Origin of the sequence: Acinetobacter sp. YH12219, from assembly GCF_013417875.1 — a bacterium.
Lineage (GTDB): Bacteria > Pseudomonadota > Gammaproteobacteria > Pseudomonadales > Moraxellaceae > Acinetobacter > Acinetobacter amyesii.
On record NZ_VPDC01000013.1, the window covers coordinates 28746 to 48262 of the forward strand.

Annotated in this window: 18 protein-coding genes; 10 read left to right on the forward strand and 8 right to left on the reverse strand. The window is 41.6% G+C overall.

Annotation, left to right across the window (positions count from 1 at the left end; translation table 11 throughout):
- Nucleotides 1-429: 429 nt before the first annotated feature.
- The 3 genes from dut to FTV04_RS09675 form a co-directional block, all read right to left on the reverse strand.
- A complete protein-coding gene (gene dut, locus FTV04_RS09665; protein WP_111885270.1) occupies nt 430-882 on the reverse strand; it encodes a dUTP diphosphatase in 453 nt (150 codons plus the stop codon).
- Nucleotides 883-944: 62 nt separating this feature from the next.
- A complete protein-coding gene (locus FTV04_RS09670; protein WP_078193107.1) occupies nt 945-2984 on the reverse strand; it encodes a UvrD-helicase domain-containing protein in 2040 nt (679 codons plus the stop codon).
- Between the two features lie 137 nt (nt 2985-3121).
- Nucleotides 3122-3754: an OmpA family protein gene (locus tag FTV04_RS09675; RefSeq protein ID WP_078190036.1), complete on the reverse strand. Its 633-nt coding sequence runs from the start codon at nt 3752-3754 to the stop codon at nt 3122-3124.
- Nucleotides 3755-4001: 247 nt separating this feature from the next.
- On the opposite strand from FTV04_RS09675, the gene FTV04_RS09680 reads away from it, so the two are divergent.
- The 6 genes from FTV04_RS09680 (at nt 4002) to FTV04_RS09705 (ending at nt 8474) form a co-directional block, all read left to right on the forward strand.
- The gene (locus FTV04_RS09680) at nt 4002-4925 is read left to right on the forward strand and encodes an acyltransferase (protein ID WP_180063877.1); all 924 of its coding nucleotides are present in this window, start codon (nt 4002-4004) and stop codon (nt 4923-4925) included.
- A gap of 15 nt (nt 4926-4940) precedes the next feature.
- A complete protein-coding gene (locus tag FTV04_RS09685; RefSeq protein ID WP_373683471.1) occupies nt 4941-6005 on the forward strand; it encodes a preprotein translocase subunit SecA in 1065 nt (354 codons plus the stop codon).
- 125 nt (nt 6006-6130) lie between these two features.
- On the forward strand, nt 6131-6850 hold the full coding sequence (minC, locus tag FTV04_RS09690; RefSeq protein ID WP_180089338.1) for a septum site-determining protein MinC: 720 nt from the start codon (nt 6131-6133) through the stop codon (nt 6848-6850).
- A gap of 65 nt (nt 6851-6915) precedes the next feature.
- On the forward strand, nt 6916-7728 hold the full coding sequence (gene minD / locus FTV04_RS09695) for a septum site-determining protein MinD (RefSeq protein ID WP_180089339.1): 813 nt from the start codon (nt 6916-6918) through the stop codon (nt 7726-7728).
- A 2-nt stretch (nt 7729-7730) separates the two neighbouring features.
- Complete coding sequence (minE, locus tag FTV04_RS09700; RefSeq protein ID WP_078190039.1) at nt 7731-8003, forward strand: cell division topological specificity factor MinE; 273 nt, start codon at nt 7731-7733, stop codon at nt 8001-8003.
- 183 nt (nt 8004-8186) lie between these two features.
- The gene (locus FTV04_RS09705) at nt 8187-8474 is read left to right on the forward strand and encodes a PA4642 family protein (RefSeq protein ID WP_067766167.1); all 288 of its coding nucleotides are present in this window, start codon (nt 8187-8189) and stop codon (nt 8472-8474) included.
- Nucleotides 8475-8553: 79 nt separating this feature from the next.
- Here the strand turns inward: FTV04_RS09705 and FTV04_RS09710 are convergent, their stop codons facing one another.
- On the reverse strand, nt 8554-9456 hold the full coding sequence (locus tag FTV04_RS09710) for an AEC family transporter (protein ID WP_180089340.1): 903 nt from the start codon (nt 9454-9456) through the stop codon (nt 8554-8556).
- A 104-nt stretch (nt 9457-9560) separates the two neighbouring features.
- Here FTV04_RS09710 and FTV04_RS09715 point away from each other — a divergent pair, with 104 nt between their 5' ends.
- The gene (locus FTV04_RS09715) at nt 9561-10457 is read left to right on the forward strand and encodes a LysR family transcriptional regulator (protein ID WP_180089380.1); all 897 of its coding nucleotides are present in this window, start codon (nt 9561-9563) and stop codon (nt 10455-10457) included.
- Nucleotides 10458-10498: 41 nt separating this feature from the next.
- Here the strand turns inward: FTV04_RS09715 and FTV04_RS09720 are convergent, their stop codons facing one another.
- On the reverse strand, nt 10499-13612 hold the full coding sequence (locus FTV04_RS09720) for a DNA translocase FtsK (RefSeq protein ID WP_180089341.1): 3114 nt from the start codon (nt 13610-13612) through the stop codon (nt 10499-10501).
- Nucleotides 13613-13864: 252 nt separating this feature from the next.
- Here FTV04_RS09720 and trxB point away from each other — a divergent pair, with 252 nt between their 5' ends.
- The 3 genes from trxB to FTV04_RS09735 all read left to right on the forward strand — a co-directional run bounded on the left by trxB (nt 13865) and on the right by FTV04_RS09735 (nt 16497).
- Nucleotides 13865-14818, forward strand: a complete 954-nt coding sequence (trxB, locus tag FTV04_RS09725) for a thioredoxin-disulfide reductase (protein ID WP_180089342.1) — start codon at nt 13865-13867, stop codon at nt 14816-14818.
- 110 nt (nt 14819-14928) lie between these two features.
- Nucleotides 14929-15660 carry a leucyl/phenylalanyl-tRNA--protein transferase gene (gene aat / locus FTV04_RS09730; RefSeq protein ID WP_180089343.1) on the forward strand — a complete coding sequence of 244 codons (732 nt, stop codon included), beginning with the start codon at nt 14929-14931 and terminating at the stop codon, nt 15658-15660.
- 21 nt (nt 15661-15681) lie between these two features.
- Entirely contained in the window at nt 15682-16497 is an 816-nt protein-coding gene (locus FTV04_RS09735; protein ID WP_168379088.1) for an arginyltransferase, read from the forward strand.
- 84 nt (nt 16498-16581) lie between these two features.
- Here the strand turns inward: FTV04_RS09735 and rimI are convergent, their stop codons facing one another.
- From rimI to tuf, 3 genes are all read right to left on the reverse strand, one after another.
- Entirely contained in the window at nt 16582-17040 is a 459-nt protein-coding gene (gene rimI, locus FTV04_RS09740) for a ribosomal protein S18-alanine N-acetyltransferase (protein WP_168379089.1), read from the reverse strand.
- Nucleotides 17041-17158: 118 nt separating this feature from the next.
- Nucleotides 17159-18040, reverse strand: coding sequence for a metal-dependent hydrolase (locus FTV04_RS09745; protein WP_168379090.1), 882 nt, complete (start codon nt 18038-18040; stop codon nt 17159-17161).
- Nucleotides 18041-18255: 215 nt separating this feature from the next.
- Nucleotides 18256-19446, reverse strand: a complete 1191-nt coding sequence (tuf, locus tag FTV04_RS09750; RefSeq protein WP_078190047.1) for an elongation factor Tu — start codon at nt 19444-19446, stop codon at nt 18256-18258.
- Nucleotides 19447-19517: the final 71 nt, after the last annotated feature.

A 19517-nucleotide genomic window follows, 5' to 3' on the forward strand; every position in this document is an offset into this window, starting at 1 on the left:
AATATTTAAGCACTGACCAAAAATCTGACAACAATCTAACATTACTTCTTGTTTTCAAGATTATTTTCATAAATAAATCTTTGAGTTACATTTAATTAACTTGCTTATTTTCTTTTATCTAATTAAATTTTTACTTTTCCAAGATTTTTTATATTCAAAATCCACTCTGTACACATATAGTAAATTGATCAAAATAAAATCACTCATCATTGATTCAGATATTCATGTCATTCAAAAGTATAAACGTATTAAGTTCATCAGAATTCAACACTCTCTGGTAGGCACCATAATCTTTCACGATAAAAATCTAGATATTATGAATAAATTTAAAATTTAAATAAAAAACCATCACGAGGATGGTTTTTTATTAGCTACTTGATTGCAGGCATGTTACTTGTCAACGCACTGCAGCAATATGTTTAGCGCTGATTAGTTTTTACCTGTATGACCAAAACCGCCTGCACCACGTTCAGTGGCTTCAAACTCATCCACAATATCAAACTGAGCTTGTACAACTGGCACTAAAACATATTGTGCTAAACGCTCACCCGGCTCTAGGCTAAATGCCGTTTGGCTACGGTTCCAAACAGATACCATCAATTCACCTTGGTAGTCTGAGTCAATCAAACCGACCAAGTTACCCAACACGATTCCGTGTTTATGACCTAAGCCTGAACGCGGCAAAATTAAACCTGCAAAGTTAGTGTCTTCGATATAAATCGATAGGCCTGTTTTTACCAGAACAGTTTGACCCGGCTCAATCACGGTAGTCTCTTCTACACATGCACGTAGATCAAGGCCTGCCGAACCTGCTGTTGCATAAGTTGGCATTGGCCATTCTGTACCTAAACGTGTGTCGAGAACTTTAACTTGAACTTTCATGGTTCATTCCTGTTTCAATAAAACGAATTTTCAAAAAATAAAAATAATCTACGCTTTAAGCTTTAACGCTTAATCAGCGCACGTAAATTTTCTAAATAATGCTGTGCTTGCTGTTTAGGATCGATATCCCCTGCTAGCTTTTTCTTGCGTCCTAACCACTCCAATTCATCTTGTGGTAGTTCATCCAAGAAACGGCTTGGTGTCATTTGTCGCATTTGCCCACCGGCTTTACGTTGCTCAGCCAAAGTCATGGTTAAACCTTGACGTGCACGAGTAATCCCCACGTACATCAGTCGACGTTCTTCCTCGACCGTGTCGGCAGCAATGGAGTTCTTATGCGGCAGAATTTCTTCTTCTAGACCAATCAAATAAACAAATGGAAATTCCAGACCTTTCGACGCATGGAGTGTTAACAAATTGACTTTATCAGTGTCTTCTTCTTCTTGTTGCTGTTCTAACATATCGAGCAACACCATTTTACGAATCACACTTTCAATGTTCTTTTCATCTACATCTTCTGCACGGTTAATCAAACTTTGAATACTGCTATACAGCACTTCAATGTTATCGAGTTTGGTTTTTTCCTGTGCTGGCGTTGCTGCCGACTCTTTCACATAGTCGATATAACCCGCTTCTATCATCATGCGACGAATGATCGGAACAGGCTCATCATCTTCTAACAATTCACGGGTAAAGGTCGAAATAAAGTCCGCAAATTCGGCCAATTGGGTTGTGGCTTTTTTCGGAATCGCCATACTTAAGCGCTGGTCGCCTGCTGCACTGAGTAAGGATAAATTACTTTCCTGCGCAAATAGACCAAGCTTTTCCAAAGTCACAGGGCCAATCGCACGTTTTGGTGTATTGATAATTCGTAAGAATGCACTGTCATCTTCAGGGTTGATGATCAAACGTAAGTAGCTCATCAGGTCCTTAATTTCAGCACGAGCGAAGAAAGACTGACCACCCGATAATTTATACGGGATCTGCATTTGGCGTAGCTGTGTCTCCAAAGCACGCGCTTGGAAATTACCACGGTATAAAATGGCGTAGTCTTTCCAATTTTTACCGTTCATCAGCTTGTGCGTAATCAAGTCTTTTACGACGCGTTCTGATTCATCATCGTCATTACGACAAGTAATCACGCGGATCACTTCACCATGGCCTTTATCTGACCAAAGCTTTTTATCGAAAATATGTGGGTTATTGCCAATAACTGTATTGGCAGCTTTTAAAATACGACTGGTCGAGCGATAGTTTTGCTCAAGCTTAATCACTTTCAGATTACGGAAATCTTCCTTCAATAAAGCCATATTCTCAGGCTTAGCACCACGCCATGCATAAATCGATTGGTCATCATCACCTACCGCGGTGAACTGTCCCATGACACCCACGAGTAATTTCACCAAAATATATTGCGCGGTGTTGGTATCTTGATATTCGTCGACCAATAAATAGCGGATTCGATTTTGCCAACGATCACGCACTTCTGCATTTTCTTGTAATAAGCGCGTCGGCATGACAATCAAATCATCAAAATCCACAGCATTGTAGGCACGTAAATTACGCTCATACAGTTGATACAGATGTGCAAACTGAACGTCTTCTGCTGTTTCACAGGTGGTATGCGCTTGCTCAGGTGGAATCAGATCGTTTTTCCAATCTGAAATCATTTTCATGGCTTTGGCAATCAGCTCTTTACTTTCTGCACCGGATAAATTGTCGCGATGCATTAAGTCCATCAAAATGCGTTTGCAGTCATCTGCATCTAAAATTGAAAAGTTATTTTTCAGTGGTGTATTTTTTAATTCCAAACGGAGCATGTTTAGCCCGAAGTTATGGAATGTAGAAACCGACAGCCCTTTTGCCTCTTCACGGCTCATCAGCTTCGTCACACGCTCTTTCATTTCACGCGCAGCTTTGTTGGTAAAGGTCATCGCGGTGATACGGTGCGCAGGAATACCACAATGCTTCACCAAATAGGCAATTTTACGGGTAATCACCGATGTTTTGCCTGAACCTGCCCCTGCAAGTACTAACAAGGGTCCTTGAGTGTATTTCATTGCTTCAAGTTGCTTGTCGTTCAACTGACTTGCCAGTGACATAGTCTTTCCTCTTATTAATTCGAGGATGATTATAGTCATCTGAAACGATCTTGCCTAATGCAAAATGTATTTTATCGGTCATTAAAAATGCCATAAAAAAAGCCACCCGAGGGTGGCCTTTCGTTTCGAACTAAAACTTATTTAGTTTCGTAAACTGAGATTTCTACGCGACGGTTTTGTTCACGACCTGCAGCAGTTGAGTTATCCGCTACTGGAGAAGTTGAACCGTAACCACGTGCAGTAATACGAGTTGAAGAAATACCTTGAGATGCTAGGTAGTTTTTCACTGAGTTTGCACGGTTTTGAGAAAGTGGGTTGTTGATCGCATCAGAACCAGTGTTGTCTGTGTGACCATGTACAACGATTGCAAGTTTGTTTGCAGTACCGTCTTCACGCAATACTTTAGCAACGTCATTCAACGCAGATTGGAACTGAGATTGAATAGTTGAAGAGTTAGTTGCGAAAGTTACTGATGGCATTACAAGGTTGATCGAACCATCTGGATTACGACCTACGTCAACACCAGTACCAGCCAATTCTTGTTTAAGACGTTGTTCTTTCTTATCAAGAAGAAGACCAGCACCCGCGCCAACTACAGCACCAATTGCAGCTGCTTGACCCATTTTGTCTTTATCAGCATTAGAATAAGCAATACCAGCGCCTAAAAGAGCACCTAGACCAGTACCGATTGCTGCTTTGTCATATTCCATGTTTTGACAACCAGTAAGTGCCATTGCCCCAACTACTGCCGAAATTACTAGTGCACGCATTGCATGCCTCCTTCTTTGTGTTTTGTTGTATGGTTGAAATGATGAAGTAAAACAAATGGCTGAACCATTGATTTTTTGTTAATAATAAAACGTTTAGTTACAATTTGTAATATGAATACGAGATTTATTTGTTAATTCCATCACAATTTCTTCACAGTTCTGCAGATGCCCTTTTTTATTTAATCAACTCGAACTATATTTATTAGAATCAATCATTATTTGGACAATTTCCGCTAGGACTTTTTATATGTCATCTCAAACAAATAAGCAACCGACACTAAAAAAAATTAGCAAAGGACTTACCGTCGGTTCAGTTATGACAGGCAGTACTTTTTTCCATGGTCCTCCTGTACTAGCCCTTGGTCTAACCAAACTCTTTAAAAAATCAAAAAAGGTTGATGAAACCAACATAAAAATTACCAACAGTTGGCTCACGGTCAATAACTGGTTAATTGATCACGTTTTACCCAACACAAAATGGGATATCACCATCGATGAAGGCCTCGACTTAAATTTGCATGGTCGCTATCTCATGACCTGTAACCATCAGAGTTGGGTCGATACAACAGTTAACCAATATTTTGGTTTAACCCGTATGCCACTGACACGTTTCTTTACCAAATGGGAGCTCATTTTCATTCCATTTGTGGGACAAGCTTTTAAAATTTTAGGCTTTCCAATGATGAAACGACACAGCAAAGAACAAATCGCGAAAAATCCTGAACTTAAATATCGAGATATGGAAGAAGCGCGTAAATCTTGTGAACAGTTATTGAGCCAGCCTTTTACCCTGCTGAACTATTTGGAAGGCACTCGCTTTACCCCTGAAAAACATGCGCAACAGCAATCACCGTATCAAAACCTTCTTAAGCCAAAAGCGGGTGGTTTAGCACTAGCACTCAATATTTTAGGGGATCAAGTTGATGCTCTCGTAGATATGACCATCGTCTATCCAAATGGTGCACCAGGTTATGGCGAATTTTGGCTAGGTGAAGTTCCACGTATCGCCGTGGATTTACGTAAAATTGAAATTCCAACGTGGGTGCATGGCGGCAACTATGAAGATGATGCAGAATTCCGTGAAAAATTTCAGCATTGGGTGGATGAGCTGTGGACGGAGAAAGACCAACTCATTACTCGTATGAAAGCTAAATACTCAGTTACTGAATAATTAAGAAGAAGTTTTATGTCGCAGAACAGCATGCCGCAAAACAAGAAATCTAAATATCATCATGTCAATCCAAACAGTTGGTCATTCAAACTGTTTTTGATTTATGACATATTCATGGTGTTTATTATTGTTTTTAACTTGTTCTGCCTGTGCATGAACTTTTTCCTCATGAGCAATCTTGGCAGTTGGTTCTTTAACAGTATCCACCTGCCCGATGTGCTGAGTTTTTACCGTGAACATTTACATCCATGGGTGATTACTACCGAAGCGTGGTTCATTATCTTTTTGATTGTAGAATTGTTGGTGCGCTGGGCGATTGCCATCATCAACAAGCACCATCAGCGCTGGTTCTTCTTCCCGTTTATACATTGGTACGAAATTTTAGCTATTGTGCCGCATTTACGTTTCCTGCGTTTATTTCGTGCGGGCATTATTGCTTATCGACTGTATGAAATGGGCTATCAAATCGTGCCTTCTGCATGGCAGAAAAAGGCATTGTTCTACTATCGAGTCGTGATGGAAGAACTGTCAGATCGTGTGGTACTTACCGTGTTAGATGGTGTTAAGCATGAGCTCAATACCAGTACAACCCATAAAGACCTAATTAGTAATCTTGTGCAGCATCACCGTGAGATGTTCACCCAAGTTTTAGCTGAGATTTTGCAAGAAAATTTAAGCAAAGAGCTACGTACTGAACGTGAATTGATCGCCAAAAATGTCGGACAAATCGTCAGTCAGGCCATTGAAGATACCCCCGAGCTCACGCAGCTATTGCGCTTAGTGCCAATCGTTGGCAGCCGCATTGAACAGCAGATTCAAAGTATCGGGCAACGTTTGGGTGAAAATATTACCCAAGGTTTAATTTCCCCATTGGCTTATCCCAATACATCGACGGCTCAAAAACCCAATCTATATTTAGACATTTCACAGCGTGTTAGCCGTATTGAAATCGAAAATAATGTCCAGCTGGATGAGTTGGTTCGCTCTGCGGTTTTTGAAAGTCTAGAGGCTATTCGTAAGCAAGTGAAAGTAAAACAGTGGCAGCAGATTATGCAGGAACAGGACCAAGCTACAGAATAAACACTTAGTCAAAAATAATTGCGAACTCCGCTAGAGTATTCATGCAAATTGTTCTAGGATTTGCTCTATTTACAACATAACTACTTCGGCACAAAAGTAATAGTTAGAAGTCTCAAGGATTCAATATGGCTGATATACGGATAAAAGGCAAAATGGTCAATGCGATTCGCATTCACCTCGATACCAATGATCATGATGCGATCCGCCAGCAACTTACTCCAATGTTCCAAAAGGCTTTTCCACCCGGAACATTAGCCGTGATTGAAAGTACGGTTGATCAAGAACTAATTGCACTGATTCAACTGCTTATTAGTATTGAAATTCAACCGATTGGTGTCACTGAAGGTCCGCTATCTGACCAAGCGCGTGCCATCCAATTTCCCGTGGTTCCTGCAGATCGTAAACTACAACAAGTTAAACCGACACGCGAACAAGTGGTTGAAGAGCCCGCGCCTGCAGAAGAAAAAACCGAAGATAAAATTGCTGCAGTCGAAGTACCGACCATTCGTCATGCTACGTCGTATCACAATGAAATTTTGCGTACAGGTCAATGTTTAGTTCAAGACCATGGCGATATCATTATTAATGCTGGGATTAATAGCGGTTCAGAAGTAATTGCTTCAGGAAATATACATATTTATGGTAGTGCTCGTGGTAGAGTCATTGCCGGAGCTGGTGGGAACACGACTGCACGTATTTTTTGTCACTCTTTGGAAGCAGAATTGGTTTCTATTGCAGGGACTTACTGCGTGGCAGATGACATTCCGCCGCATGTCGTCAAACAACCGGTACATATTTATTTAAATGACCAGCAAGAGCTCGTATTTGAAGCTTTGCAATTTTAATGTATAAATAATCACCAAACCCCTATTCAAAAAAGGGGATTTAAACCATAACAGGAGTGGATTCGGTGGCGAAAATTGTTGTCGTAACATCAGGTAAAGGTGGCGTAGGTAAAACAACTACAAGCGCATCTTTTGCAACAGGCCTAGCTCTACGCGGCCACAAAACTGTTGTGATCGACTTTGATGTGGGTTTACGTAACCTAGACTTGATCATGGGCTGTGAACGCCGCGTGGTCTATGACTTTGTCAATGTTCTGAATAACGAAGCTCGATTACAGCAAGCGCTTATTCGCGATAAAGATATTGAAAATCTCTACATTCTGCCAGCATCTCAAACACGTGATAAAGACGCGTTAACAGATGAAGGTGTAGCACGTGTTATGGACGAACTTTCACAAGAGTTCGATTACATCATTTGTGACTCACCTGCGGGTATTGAGCGTGGCGCTATTCTTGCGATGTATCATGCTGATGAAGCGATTATTGTGACTAACCCTGAAATTTCTTCAGTACGTGACTCTGACCGTATTATTGGGATGCTAGATAGCAAAACCAAAAAAGTCGAACAAAACGAAGGTCGTATTCGTAAACATTTATGTATTACACGCTTCAACCCAGAACGTGCTGATAAACAAGAAATGTTGACGGTTGATGACATTTCAAAAGATATTTTGCGCGTACCAACACTTGGCGTAATTCCTGAATGTAAGAGCGTGCTACAAGCATCAAACGAAGGTAAACCTGTTATTCTATTTACAGAAGATGCAGCAGGCCAAGCCTACGATGACTTGGTGGCTCGCTTCTTAGGTGAAGAGCGCCCTTACCGTCACATTACGGTAAAACCTAAAGGTTGGTTAGCACGTCTATTTGGAGCGTAATCATGGCAGGGTTCTGGAGTAAACTTTTTAGCAGCGACGAAAAACCATCTAGTGCACAAACTGCAAAAGATCGTTTAAAAGTTATCGTAGCGTCTGAAAATGGTTTAGGTAAACGCTTAAGCCAAGACAAAATTGACATGATGAAAAAAGAAATCATGCAAGTCGTTAACCGCTATGTGCGTGGTGTCGATGAACAACACATTCAAATGTCTGTACGTTCTGAAGCAAATATCGAAATGCTTGAAATGAATATCAATTTGCCTGAAGAACGTTAATCTGAATACTGATTAGTCAAGCAAATTGAATCAAGGCAAAATATGAGCCAGAACAAAGCACTGCTTTGTTCTGGCGCAAGACCAGAAGCTTTGCTTCGAATAGACTAAATGAGTAAAGCCTTGCTTTGCTGATCTAGTCTCAAATTTTGCTTTTTTATATATCAAACCAGCAAGGAGATTGCGATGGCATTATCTCAGCCAGCAACGTTCAATGAAGAATGGTCAGATGAGCGTGTATTTGCCTACTTAACTCAGCTTCCTCCTGAAGGAGTGAATGGCGACTTTCACGTGCTTTACCATGCTTTCAAACATATGCGTCCAAATGACTATGAGCGTCTTTTGACTCAATTCGTTGCCGATGGTCGTGATGTGAACGCAACTAATCCTGAAGGTCAGCGTATTCATGACGTGATTGCTCAATATCCACGTCAAAGCGCAGGTTTCCTCGAAGTATTGGCAAAATTTGCTTAATTTCGAGTACCAAAAAAAGCCCGCATGATGCGGGCTTTTTTATCTTATTTAATACCGGCGTTATTGAATATCATCATAATCAATGCACGGTCAACATGAGCAATGGAAACATCAAGCCAAAACCAATGGTTTGCACACTAATAATCGCCGCCATCAGTTGTGAATCGCCCTGATAATAGCGTGTCAAAATATAGGACGATGATGCCGTCGGCAAAGCAAAAAAGACCACTAAAATCATCCGTTCAAAATCAGTCAAACCCATCCATGTACTCAATAGATAAGCCATACATGGCATTAACATGAGGCGCCCTATCGTATTTAAACTTAAACGACGTAGATCGGCGCGCATTTGCTGAAACTGTAATGCTGCCCCAACGGAAAGTAGTCCGAGCGGTAAACTCATGGCTGCCAATATTTTTAATAATTCAGGTAAGCCTTTAAACAGACTCAAGCCTGATAAATTAAACAATACCCCTGCCACACAGCCTAAAATTAAGGGATTTTTTGCGATGGACTGACAGGTCTGCCCCAATTGCTTCACACTTAAATTTGAAAAAGCCAATACTGAAATAATATTAACTAAGGGCACAGCAACGGCAATTAACATGGCAAACATTTGCATGCCTTCTGAGCCAAACAGCGCCCCCATTAATGACAAGCCAATATAGGTATTAAAACGAATATGACTTTGGATATACACGCCAAAACGCTGCACGGGGATATGCATAAACTGCTTGATCCCCCACAACACGATGCTGATCAAACAGGTGCCCGCAACCAGTACTGTCAACATTCGTGAAACAGTGTTCATATCCAATTGCACGGCTGATACATTCAAAAATAGCAGCACAGGAAATAAAACGTAGTAATTGAGTTTTTCTGAATTTGCCCAAAATTCATCCTGAACAAACTGTGTGCATTTAAGCATATAGCCCATCGCTATTAATGCAACGAGGGGAAACAATGCGACGACGATATTCATGCTGTACGCCTTGAAATAAACAAGCTATTTCATCTTTAACCATTTATGTAGCACAATATAATCCTCATCTAGACTCATAACAAAATGAGTAATTACTCATGGCAATGACATTTTCTCAGCTTGAAATTTTTATTAAAGTCGCAGAACAACAAAGCTTTACTCTCGCTGCTCGACAGCTGGGAATTACTCAGTCAGCTGTCTCTCATACCCTAAAGTGTTTAGAGCAACATTGGAATGTCAGCTTATTTAGCCGTGAACAAGGCGAAATTAGCCTGACTCATATTGGTCAGCAGTTATTACTGCATGCTAAAGAAGTCATCAATACCGCACAAATCATGCAACAAGAAGTGCATGCCGCACATGGTATTCAACAAGGAACGCTGAGAATTGGCTCTTTTGGTTCTTCTAGTTCGATTCATCTGCTTCCAGAGCTATTAAAGGCATATAGAGAGCGCTATCCGCACATTGAGATCTATGTCGAAGAAGGTACCGATGCAGAAGTGTCTCGTTGGATTTCTGAACGTCAGATTGATGTGGGTTTTGCCGTACTCCCTAAGCCGCAGCTGTTCACCTTCCCGTTAATTCAAGACATTTTCATTGCCTTGATTCCAGATAGTTATTCAGTTTCCAAACACAGTCATTTAAATATCCAAGACCTGCAAAATTACCCCTTTATTATGACCCGTGCAGGCAGCCAGTCCCATGTCGAAAAACTGCTTAAACAACACCACATACAACCTAAAATCACCTATCAAATGTCGCAACTGTTAACCATTTTAAATATGGTGAATTTACAGGAAGGGATTGCTATTGTTGCAGATATGGCGATGCCTGCTGAGCTGTTGGCATTGCATCCACATGTGGTGAAACGTCCACTTTCACCTAATACGCAACGGCAGATTGGACTCGCGGTAAAAAATCAAAAACTCATGAGCCCTGCCTGCAAAGCCTTTATCGAAATTGCCCAGTCCATGTTCTACCAAGAAGAGTTCACAATCTAAAAATAAAAAAACCTGCCGAAGCAGGTTTTTTGTTTTAGGACTTAGACCAAAATATCTCGTTTACCATTTGGCCCCATCCCACTGACGATACCATTTTCTTCCATCTGATCAATAATCCGTGCAGCACGGTTATAGCCGAGACTGAATTTACGCTGTAAAGATGAGGTCGATGCTTTACGTGTTTCTAAAACGAAACTAACACATTGATCATACAACGCATCACGGTCTGAGCCACCATCACCATCTTCAAAACCCCGAGATGTCGGCTCTTCATCATAAGGCGTGAGGATTTCATCGACATAATTCGGTTCACCGCGCTCACGCCATGCATCACAAATACGGTTCACTTCATCGTCTGAAATAAACGCGCCATGTACTCGTTCAGGCTCAATTTTACCCGGTCCGAGGAACAACATATCACCATGACCCAGTAAGTCTTCCGCACCACCAGCATCTAAGATAGTACGTGAATCCAGTTTACTGTTCACACGTAGCGCAGCACGCGTTGGAATATTGGCTTTGATCAAACCTGTCACCACATCTACGGTTGGACGCTGTGTCGCCAACAGCAAATGAATCCCTGCCGCACGTGATTTTTGCGCAAGACGGGTAATCATTTCTTCGGCTTTTTTACCCACTTGCATGATCATGTCGGCAAATTCGTCGGCAACAATTACGATCAACGGCATAGGCTGTAAACGTGGCGCACGACTTTGCGTTGCTGAGTCATCTGGCTTCCAAGTTGGATCAATCAGATCTTCACCATTGGCCATTGCTTCTTCAATTTTGCGGTTAAAGTCAGTCAGCTTACGCACTTTCATCAAAGACATCAGCTTATAACGACGCTCCATTTCATTGACACACCAGTTCAATGCACTCACCGCATCTTTCATGTCAGTTACAACAGGCGTTAATAAATGTGGAATATCGTTATAGTTGGCAAGTTCCAACTGTTTCGGGTCAATCATAATAAGTCGCAATTGCTCAGGTGTATATTTCAACAACATCGACAACAACATGGCATTGACTGCGACTGACTTACCAGAACCCGTAGTACCTGCCACCAACATATGCGGTGCTTTCGCCAAATCTGCCAAGACAGGATTACCCGAAATATCTTTACCCATCGCCATACTAAGTAAGGCATTTGGATCACGGTATGCCGGCGTTTCTAACAGCTCAATAAGTCGAACCATTTCACGTGAACTATTCGGAACTTCAATCCCGATATAGGGTTTACCTGGAATCACTTCCACCACACGTACAGAGGCCATAGACATTGAACGCGCCAAGTCACGTGAAATATTGGTGACTTTCGACGCTTTGACACCGGGTGCCAAGTCAAGTTCAAAACGTGTCACGACAGGGCCCGGCTGTGCCTCTACTACTTTGGCTTTGACGTTAAACTCTTGCAGTTTAATTTCTAAAAGTTCAGACAAGCGAGACAATTGCTCTGCAGTGAAATTAACTTTCTTATTCGGATCAACCGGATCTAATATTTCCAAGCCTGGCAAAGTCGGTAAATCCAAGCGTTTTTGTGCCACTTGCATCGCACGTGACATTGGACGACCAGAAGCATCGGTTAAAGGCGCATCAAAGTCAAAATCATCTTCGAGATCTAAATCGATGTCTTCAGGTTTACCCGCCGTTTCTTGCCACACTTCACGGAATGCATCTTTATTCGAGCTGATTAAGGCTTTTTCATCATCAGATACAAAAGTCTGCGGCTGTGTATTGATTTCAGCACGAACCAAAGGCGTAGATTGCGCATAACTACTGGTTGTACGAACTGGCTGTGCCTGTTCTATCGCTCGCTCTGCTTCTTCAACCAGCAAATCATCGAGATCATTAAATTCGGTTTCAGCACTGATATTTTTCGGTGTGGTCAGCGGTGTAATCTGTGCAGCAGCTACACCTAAACCTGCAACTGTGGCAGCAGCACCTGTAGCAAATTCATTTGAATGCGTTGTTGGACTTTCATTTTGCGCTGTATTAAATGGGCTATGCACATCCGTCGCTGTTTTACTATTCGGGACAGCCGCTAACAGCTCATCGAAGATTTCATCATCATCCCAATCCACTGATTTTTTAGCAGGTTGCACCGCTTCTGTCGGAGAATTCGAATGCACATCTGCTGTTTTGTTGAAATATTCAGTTTGATTGGCAGGCTGCTCTTCTTCTGCCGCTTTCAGTAAAGCATCAATATCTTGTTTATGACGTTGGTCATCATTGGAATGTAATGCGCGCCAAACTTCACCTGTTGCAACAACACGTTGTTGATCTTGTTCAAGCTGATGCACTTTCGCCAAGGTATGTTCAAAATCTTCATCAGATAGCGTAGCAGTCTCTGCCAAATCTACCGCAGATGAATGCTGTGCGTTCCATTCTTTGTCTGCCCATTCTTTATCGGCAATATCATCAAATAAACGTTCAGCGACGCGATCACGTACCACAGGATCGACATCGACCGCATGATGTTCGTCGGCCGGTGTTACTGGTGCAACCACTTTTGATGCATGCGCAGCAGCACTATCTTTTTTAGTCGTTGGTACTGTACGGTCAAATGCGGTGTCGCCTTCAGGCACATTGCGATAGAACAAATCTTGGAGATAAGCCGGTGTGGACTTCATGGTTGCCCATGTCTTATTCCACTTGATACCAAAGGCCAAAGTGAACAACATGATCCAAAATGCAATGAGAAATACTGCTGCACCATAGACCGTTAATATTTGTTCAAGACTTTGACCCAGTTCATAGCCAATGATCCCGCCCGATGCATTTTCTAAAGTATCTTCGGGAACATTCCAAAACAGGAAAAGTAAACTTGAAGTTGCCAGTAAAATAAAGAACTGAGCAGCATAGCGAAATGGACGGTTTAGAAAACTACGTGGCCACCAGACTTGAATTGCTTCGAGAAATAAATAGACAGGTATCAGCAAACTTGCCCAACCTAAAAATCCATAGAGTAAGTCAGCTATCCATGCGCCTGCGACGCCGCTGGCATTTGAAACTTGCTGAGTATCACTGGATAAATGCATCCATCCCGGATCAAATGGCGTATATGTGACTGTTGCAAGGAACAGATATATCCCAAATGAAACAAGGAATAATGTCATTATTAAGCGCTGTGCATATGCACCCGACACCGCTGTCATATACGTTCCTGTAACCAATTCTTCATGAATGTTTTTGTCATTACCCACAACAAAATGGGCTGAATCTAAACCTGTTATTATGCACCTGTTCAATAAAAAAGATGCAAGATAATTTAAGTATAGTTGTTAACTTTCTTCTATATAGCTCAAAACGATTTCGATGATCAATAATATCGACTTTAATCTCACACAATCGTTTCAAACTTTGACGTATAATTCCACAAATTATCATATAAAAAAAGGATTCTACGGATGAGCGCTCGTCACTCACGTCTAATTATTTTAGGTTCTGGTCCTGCAGGTTATAGCGCTGCGGTATACGCTGCTCGTGCGAACCTGAAACCGACACTCATCGCAGGTATTCAATTAGGCGGTCAATTGACTACAACAACAGAAGTAGACAACTGGCCAGGTGGTGCAGAAGGCTTAACTGGCCCTGCCCTAATGGAACAAATGCAATCACATGCTGAGCGTTTTGGCACAGAAATCGTGTATGACCATATCAATGAAGTTGACCTCAATGTTCGTCCGTTCGTACTTAAAGGCGATATGGAAGAGTTCACTTGTGATGCATTAATTATTTGTACAGGTGCAACTGCACAATATTTAGGTCTTGAATCTGAAGCTGCATTTATGGGTCAAGGCGTAAGCGCATGTGCAACATGTGATGGTTTCTTCTACAAAAACCAAAAAGTCATGGTTGTCGGTGGTGGTAATACTGCTGTCGAAGAAGCGCTGTATCTATCGAACATTGCCTCTCATGTGACTCTAGTACACCGTCGTGATACTTTACGTTCAGAGAAAATTCTGCAAGATCATCTTTTTGCAAAAGAAAAAGAAGGTAAAATCAGCATCATCTGGAATCACCAAGTGGATGAAGTCATTGGCGATAACACCGGTGTGACATCTGTACGTATTAAATCTACACAAGATGATTCAACTCAAAATGTTGATGTCACTGGTATGTTTGTGGCAATTGGTCACAAACCAAACAGCGGTATTTTTGATAGTCAATTAAACCTACGTGATGGCTACATCCAAGTTCAAAGCGGAACTGCGGGTAATGCAACACAAACATCTATTCCGGGTGTATTTGCTGCGGGCGATATTGCCGACAGCATTTACCGTCAAGCGATTACTTCTGCAGGTTCAGGCTGTATGGCTGCACTCGATGCTGAAAAATACCTTGATGCACTCGGTGAATAATCTTTTGCTTAAGTCATTTGCTTAGCTAAATAGTTTTAAAAATTAGCCGACCTGATGGTCGGCTTTTTTATGTATGATAAAAATCCGTATACCTCAATAAGAAGCTTGGCATGCCAATCCTCCCTCCTTCTGAATTTACTTTCCCCGATCCTGTTGAATGCGATCCCGAAGGTGAAGGCTTAATTTGCATCGGTGCTGACCTCTCCCCTTCCACACTGTTTGAAGCCTATAGTCACGGTCTTTTCCCATGGTTCAGTGAAGGTGATCCGATTTGTTGGTGGTGTCCTGAACCCCGCTGTATTATTCGACCGCAGGACTATCATCCAAGCAAATCCTTATTACGCAGCATGAAAAAAATGGACTATAAGATCACCATTAATCATGCGTTTGAAACTGTAATTCGCTCATGTTCTTTGCCGCGTAGTTATGCCAATGAAACATGGATTTCAGAAGATATTATTCAGGGATATTCTGCGCTGTTTGACGCAGGCTATGCTTATAGCATTGAAGTTTGGGAAAACGAGATCGTTGTCGGTGGCCTCTATGGGGTCAATATTGGTCATGGCTGCTTTGGCGAGTCTATGTTTAGTACACGAACAGATGTCTCTAAAATGGCGTTTTACACCTTAATGCTCATCGGGCAAGAGAATCAACTACCATGGATTGATTGCCAATTGGTCAACGATCACCTCTTAAGCTTAGGTGCGAGTACACTTTCTCGCCAACAATACCTTAATTCGTTACAAGATGTTGTTAAACAACCCTCTATCGATTGGAAAAAGTATCAGGACAGTGTATTTTCAAGTAAAACAATAGCGCAATGGGCAAGTCTCAGCGCATGACAATAAAAGAGGGATATTACAATGAATTCCTATCAACCGAAGTCCCTGTTGAACGAATTACAGTACTACATCACGCCTCCGCATGATTGTAGCTACTTAGAAAATAAATCTGCTCGGATGGTCTTTCTTGATCCTGTCCATCGTATTGATGTGGTCACGTTATCTGAACTTTCCCGCATGGGTTTTCGTCGTAGTGGGGATTTTGTCTACCGCCCTGAATGTCATCTTTGTCGCCAATGTCTGTCCTCACGTGTGCCTGTTCTTGAATTTCAAATGAACAGCGTGCAAAAAAAAGCGTGGAAACGGAATCAAGATTTAACGGTGAAAATTAGCCGCCCTCAAGATGCCGATGCAAAGCATTATGCCCTGTACGAACGCTATATCAATGAACGGCATGCTGATGGTGATATGTACCCACCCAGCCAAGATCAATTTGAAAAATTTTTAATCAATAGCTGCACTGACAGTTTCTTTTTAGAGCTGTGGTTGGATGAGCAACTGATCAGTGTATCTACCTGTGATCCACTCGATGATGGTATTTCAGCGGTATATACCTTTTTTGATCCTGATGAAAGCCGTCGCTCATTAGGTACTTTTGCCATTCTGAAACAAATCGAGCATGCACAAAAGCTTGGACTGCAATATGTCTACTTGGGCTATTGGGTGCCCGATTCGCAAAAAATGAATTATAAATCTCAGTATATTCCACTGGAACTTCTGCTTGATGGACAATGGCGTCGACTCAACCGACCACTGACCCAAGAAGAAATCAGCCAACTGGGGGATTCCCTTATGACCACCCTGCCTTCTGGTTGGAATAATCCTATTATTAAATAAAAGGGATCAACAAAAGATATTCAATAAAAAAGCATCCGTTTATTCACGAATGCTTTCTTTAAATCTGACTACGCTTCACCACTTTTATTTAAATAAAGCTGCAAAATCATCACTACAAGCCTTCACCATAATAATGGCATGTTCTCGTGTTCCATCGGCATTTGGATAATAATTCTTTCGCAAATCGATTTGATGAAAATCCGCTTTTTCATATAAACGGATCGCAGGTTGATTACCTTCTCGTACTTCTAAGAAGATTTGAATGGGGTTATTTTTGAGTAAAGCAATAGATTCATCGAGCAATTGAAAACCTAAGCCTTTGCCTTGCTGGCCCGGATCGATCGCCATTAGCAATAAATTTGCTTCATCCAAAACGGGTTGTAAAATGCAAAAACCTACAACTTTTCCTTGTCGCTCAATCACTGTACTTTGATAGGCAGCAATCGATTCTTGAAATTGTTTTATGGTCCAAGGATGGCTTTGTACGCGGCGCTCGATATCGTAAACCTGCTGTACATCAGCGTCTTGCATCAAACGAATCATCTTCGTTTATCTTTCTATAGCTAGGGTATGCGCATTATAAAAAGTTTGCCTCTAAAGTTGAATAAAAAAAAAGAGCGATTTACATCGCCCTTCTCAAAAAGTCACCACAGCGCTGTGATTAGAGCCCCAAATATACTTTCCACGTTTTTAACAAACCTGAAGTATCTAAATCATTCGGGTGAAAACCGGGTTTAAAATACATCAGCATTTCTTTCCCCATACCAGTGATGATGCCTTTTGAAGGGCTATAACCATAGGTATAAATATCTTTTAATGCTTCAAAATTAAGCTTGTTATCTTCTTTTAATAAACGAGCGACAAAATAACTTTGTACGAAGAATAAAGTCACCATTGCGCCAATCAATGAACCTGTACGGAGTGCGTAGGCCTTTATTCCCTGACCAAAGACACCTTCAAAAACATCATAAGCCACGGCTTTATGTTCATTTTCTTCAATCGCATGCCACAACCACATATTTTTCATGGTTTCATCTGTCATTAAAGCTTGAATATGCGGGTTAACTAATAACTGTGAAGCAATGGTTGCAGTGAAATGCTCAAGTGCCGTGGTTGCGGTTAGATCCACCATTTCTTGAGTAATGCCAACAGGTTTACCAATACGTGCAAAGACTTTGCGCACACCTTGGATAACACGACCCGTTGCCTTATCAAGTGTTTCGACATCATGACCGTATTTTTGTGCAGAAGCATTAAAACCCTCATGCTCTTGCGTATGCATCGCTTCTTGACCAATGAAAGCACTAATTTCTTTTTGTAGGGCTTCATTATTTGCGATTGCTGGGTGTTTACGTACGGCACGCACACTATCAATAAAGAACATTTCACCCGCTGGAAATAAAGCAGATAATGCGGTCATAAAATGTGTCAAACCTGCTGAGCCATTCATCCAGTACTCTGGTACCGCATCAAAATCAAAATTCATGCGACGTACAGGGAAACTTGCACCTGCTCGATTAGTAATCTTTACTTTAGCGTTCATGCCTAACTCCTTTTTTGAGTTATTAAATACTCAAACTTTTTATTGGTTTTCTTGAGTTCATATTACGGTTTTATTGAATTGTTATTATTTCAGTTAAGGACAGTGAATTATCACTAAAGGACAGCTTTCAAAAATATTGTCAGACAATTTTCCTATCATATTGAATAAGCAAAAAAAAGCGCCTCAAAGAGGCGCTTTTTTCACACATTTAGTGATTATGCAGTTACTTTAGAAACTACACCAGCACCAACTGTACGACCACCTTCACGGATCGCGAAGCGTAAGCCAGCGTCCATTGCGATTGGGTGGATTAATTCTACTGACATTTCTACGTTGTCACCAGGCATAACCATTTCTACGCCTTCTTTAAGCGCGATCGCACCAGTTACGTCAGTTGTACGGAAGTAGAACTGTGGACGGTAACCGTTAAGGAATGGAGTGTGACGACCACCTTCGTCTTTAGAAAGTACGTATACTTCTGCGTCGAATTTAGTATGCGGTTTGATTGTACCTGGTTTAGCAAGTACTTGACCACGTTGAACGTCTTCACGTTTAGTACCACGTAGAAGAACACCACAGTTCTCGCCCGCACGACCTTCGTCAAGAAGTTTACGGAACATTTCTACGCCAGTTACAGTTGTTTTAACTGTATCTTTAATACCAACGATTTCAACTTCTTCGCCTACTTTCACGATACCAGTTTCAACACGGCCAGTTACTACTGTACCACGACCTGAAATTGAGAATACGTCTTCGATTGGCATAAGGAATGCAAGGTCGATAGCACGTTCTGGCTCTGGAATGTAAGAGTCAAGCGCTTCAACAAGAGCAACTACAGCGTCTTCGCCGTATTGACCAGCTTCACCATTAAGCGCTGCAAGAGCAGAACCACGGATTACTGGAGTGTCGTCGCCTGGGAAGTCATAAGTAGAAAGAAGTTCACGAACTTCCATTTCTACTAATTCAAGAAGTTCTTCGTCATCAACAAGGTCGCATTTGTTTAAGAATACAACGATGTAAGGTACACCTACCTGACGAGAAAGAAGGATGTGTTCACGAGTTTGTGGCATTGGACCATCAGTCGCAGCACATACAAGGATCGCACCATCCATTTGCGCAGCACCAGTAATCATGTTTTTAACATAATCGGCGTGACCTGGGCAGTCTACGTGAGCGTAGTGACGGATTGGAGAATCGTATTCTACGTGTGAAGTATTAATTGTAATACCACGTGCTTTTTCTTCTGGTGCAGAGTCGATTGCAGCGTAATCTTTCGCTTCACCACCGAATTTTTTTGCACATACAGTTGCAATTGCAGCTGTTAAAGTAGTTTTACCGTGGTCGACGTGACCAATTGTACCCACGTTAACGTGTGGCTTATTACGTTCGAACTTAGCCTTAGCCATGAGATCTTCCTTTTTAAACTACTCATGCAGGGATACTGCATGAGCATTTGGTTTTTAACTATGAATTAGTT

What these genes read in the sequence shown, in the direction of transcription:
- dut (WP_111885270.1), bottom strand. Translation starts at nt 882, where the DNA reads ATGAAAGTTCAAGTTAAAGTTCTCGACACACGTTTAGGTACAGAATGG.
- FTV04_RS09670 (WP_078193107.1), bottom strand. Translation starts at nt 2,984, where the DNA reads ATGTCACTGGCAAGTCAGTTGAACGACAAGCAACTTGAAGCAATGAAA.
- FTV04_RS09675 (WP_078190036.1), bottom strand. Translation starts at nt 3,754, where the DNA reads ATGCGTGCACTAGTAATTTCGGCAGTAGTTGGGGCAATGGCACTTACT.
- FTV04_RS09680 (WP_180063877.1), top strand. Translation starts at nt 4,002, where the DNA reads ATGTCATCTCAAACAAATAAGCAACCGACACTAAAAAAAATTAGCAAA.
- FTV04_RS09685 (WP_373683471.1), top strand. Translation starts at nt 4,941, where the DNA reads ATGTCGCAGAACAGCATGCCGCAAAACAAGAAATCTAAATATCATCAT.
- minC (WP_180089338.1), top strand. Translation starts at nt 6,131, where the DNA reads ATGGCTGATATACGGATAAAAGGCAAAATGGTCAATGCGATTCGCATT.
- minE (WP_078190039.1), top strand. Translation starts at nt 7,731, where the DNA reads ATGGCAGGGTTCTGGAGTAAACTTTTTAGCAGCGACGAAAAACCATCT.
- FTV04_RS09705 (WP_067766167.1), top strand. Translation starts at nt 8,187, where the DNA reads ATGGCATTATCTCAGCCAGCAACGTTCAATGAAGAATGGTCAGATGAG.
- FTV04_RS09710 (WP_180089340.1), bottom strand. Translation starts at nt 9,456, where the DNA reads ATGAATATCGTCGTCGCATTGTTTCCCCTCGTTGCATTAATAGCGATG.
- FTV04_RS09715 (WP_180089380.1), top strand. Translation starts at nt 9,561, where the DNA reads ATGACATTTTCTCAGCTTGAAATTTTTATTAAAGTCGCAGAACAACAA.
- FTV04_RS09720 (WP_180089341.1), bottom strand. Translation starts at nt 13,612, where the DNA reads ATGACAGCGGTGTCGGGTGCATATGCACAGCGCTTAATAATGACATTA.
- trxB (WP_180089342.1), top strand. Translation starts at nt 13,865, where the DNA reads ATGAGCGCTCGTCACTCACGTCTAATTATTTTAGGTTCTGGTCCTGCA.
- aat (WP_180089343.1), top strand. Translation starts at nt 14,929, where the DNA reads ATGCCAATCCTCCCTCCTTCTGAATTTACTTTCCCCGATCCTGTTGAA.
- FTV04_RS09735 (WP_168379088.1), top strand. Translation starts at nt 15,682, where the DNA reads ATGAATTCCTATCAACCGAAGTCCCTGTTGAACGAATTACAGTACTAC.
- rimI (WP_168379089.1), bottom strand. Translation starts at nt 17,040, where the DNA reads ATGATTCGTTTGATGCAAGACGCTGATGTACAGCAGGTTTACGATATC.
- FTV04_RS09745 (WP_168379090.1), bottom strand. Translation starts at nt 18,040, where the DNA reads ATGAACGCTAAAGTAAAGATTACTAATCGAGCAGGTGCAAGTTTCCCT.
- tuf (WP_078190047.1), bottom strand. Translation starts at nt 19,446, where the DNA reads ATGGCTAAGGCTAAGTTCGAACGTAATAAGCCACACGTTAACGTGGGT.